The 2,045-nt window shown below is 37.4% G+C and carries 2 protein-coding genes; both read left to right on the top strand.

The genetic code is table 11. The features are described 5' to 3' along the window. The coding region (locus ACFIK4_RS05510) for a VENN motif pre-toxin domain-containing protein (RefSeq protein ID WP_375675361.1) at positions 1-297 on the top strand (297 nt) is incomplete at its 5' end. 638 nt (positions 298-935) lie between these two features. Then, a partial coding sequence (locus tag ACFIK4_RS05505; protein WP_375675359.1) for a DUF6990 domain-containing protein occupies positions 936-2,045 on the top strand: 1,110 nt, incomplete at its 3' end.

The raw sequence follows: 2,045 nt of genomic DNA, 5'->3' as shown, positions 1-2,045 counted from the left end.
GCGGAAGAGGAAGCGCGTATAAACGCAAAGATTGATGCGCAGTTTGCTGACTTTAGAGACCACACCATTGATGTCGCACGGGCTGCTGGGGGCGTTGCCGCTGCCATTGCCGGTGGCGATGTTGATGCCGGCGCTGATGCCGCTGGTAATGCTGCGGAGAATAATTTTCTTCCTGCGGTAGCAGCATTAACAGCATTCATTGTGTCGCTTACACTAGAAGAGTTGGCGGCTCTGTCTCTTTTTATGGCTGGCGGAGCAACTATTTTATTGGATCCTCTAGTAATGGGACGGCTATAACGGATTTCCTTGGCTATTTGTTTGCATCGAAAAATGCAGAAGAAGACAGCGAAAAAACAAACTAAAGTCACAAAGAAGAAAAAAACAAAGCTTCTCAGAAGGAAAGTAAAAATAAGACAAAAAACCGAAACAATAAAGAAACACAAAACAATAATGATGGAATGGGTAATATATTTGAACAAGTCAGGAAGCATCATGATAAAAAACGCGATGAAAAAAACAAGAATTAAATGATGAAGGATGTATAGTATGCGAGACAGAAATAGTATTCAAAACTAAGACGGGTAAGGGGTAGTAAAATTTCGTGCGGAATTTGTTTATATAAAGGATGGTAAAATAAACATTGGAGAAGTAAAAACGGGAAAGAATGCTAAATTAAGTGAAAACTAAAAGATTTTGAAAGAAGCATATAAAAAAGGAAATGCTGAGTCCACAAAAGGAAAATTTATAATTTTTTTAAAGATAACAAATAGTTATTAGAGGCATATCAAGAATCGTTCAAAGATTTTAAAGGAAGTGATAAAGAATTAAACCAAGCTAGTAAAAAATGGGTTAAAGAACAATTAAGTAATAAGTTAGACAAAACCGACATTAACGTTTTTCATTATCCAGGACTTTTTGAATGAAAGTGAATAGCGATGCAGACCAAAAACGTAACAGAGATGTTAAAAACGCTTGGCTGGGAACCTTATCGTGCTGAAGATGCTAGTATGTTTGTGCATTATCATCTTCCCGATCGCATTGTAGGCATTAGTTATGATGTTGTAGATTATGGAGATGATGGGGGAAAGTTTCGGCTATCGGCTAATCTTACCACTGCTGCTTATTGCCTTGCTTGGGAATATGCTAGTGGTGAAGTATCACAGGATAAGTATGAAGATACGCTGTTTTCTGAGAAAGAGGATTTCGATGTTACAGCTTCAGATCTTTCAGAAAGCCATGTTAAGGAATCTTTAAATAGGGTTATCGCTTGGGCGCAAGCACAAGATATTGAACAAAAATTACGTGAAAAAGCAGCTAATCATTCTGCTGTTGCAGAAGCATTACTTGGTGATATTGATGCTTTAAAAAGTTCTAAATTTACACCCCAATTACATGTACCAGAATTTGCAGATTACAAAACAATAGGGTGGATTGAGCGCCTCATTCTTTTTGCGCAAGCTTATAAAAACGGGGAGTTAGATGACATTTTAGCGCGTAAAAAACCTAAACAGTGGTCGATGAGTCTTACAGCAGCAACTCGCATTTTTAAAATTCAAGGGTGGTTTGCCACAGAGCTTGGGAAAATGTGGTTGGTTTTGCCGGATCGTTTTATTAAGTTAGATTTTGGCTTTGTACATCTCTATGATCAGTATAATGTTCATCTCGAAGCTGAAATATCTAATGAAGAGATTTCTTTGGCTTGCTTGTATATTCATTTTTGTGGACAACGTAATCTTGTACAACCTATGGATATTTATCGATCTTTTAATACGATTGGAGGGGAGAATTTTCGAGGGGTTGATAAAGGAATTGATATTTGTATAGAGATATTGAATGAGCAAGAGTTGACAAAAATCTCTGAGCGGATAATGCAATGGGCACGTGCCCAAGATTTACAAGCATCAATAGAAAGCAAAACGCTTATCCAAAAATATAGCTATTATCCAGCTGTGATTTGGCATTTGGCTTGTTTAGCATTGAAAGGTCAAATTGATGTCCTAAAATCCTATCAAGATTCTATCGCAGAGGGTAAGCTACCTGACCAT

Origin of the sequence: Bartonella sp. AP9QHHD (assembly GCF_042195625.1) — a bacterium.
Classification (GTDB): domain Bacteria; phylum Pseudomonadota; class Alphaproteobacteria; order Rhizobiales; family Rhizobiaceae; genus Bartonella.
The sequence above is the reverse complement of the archived record's forward strand: the minus strand, read 5'-3'. Positions and strand labels throughout refer to the sequence as shown.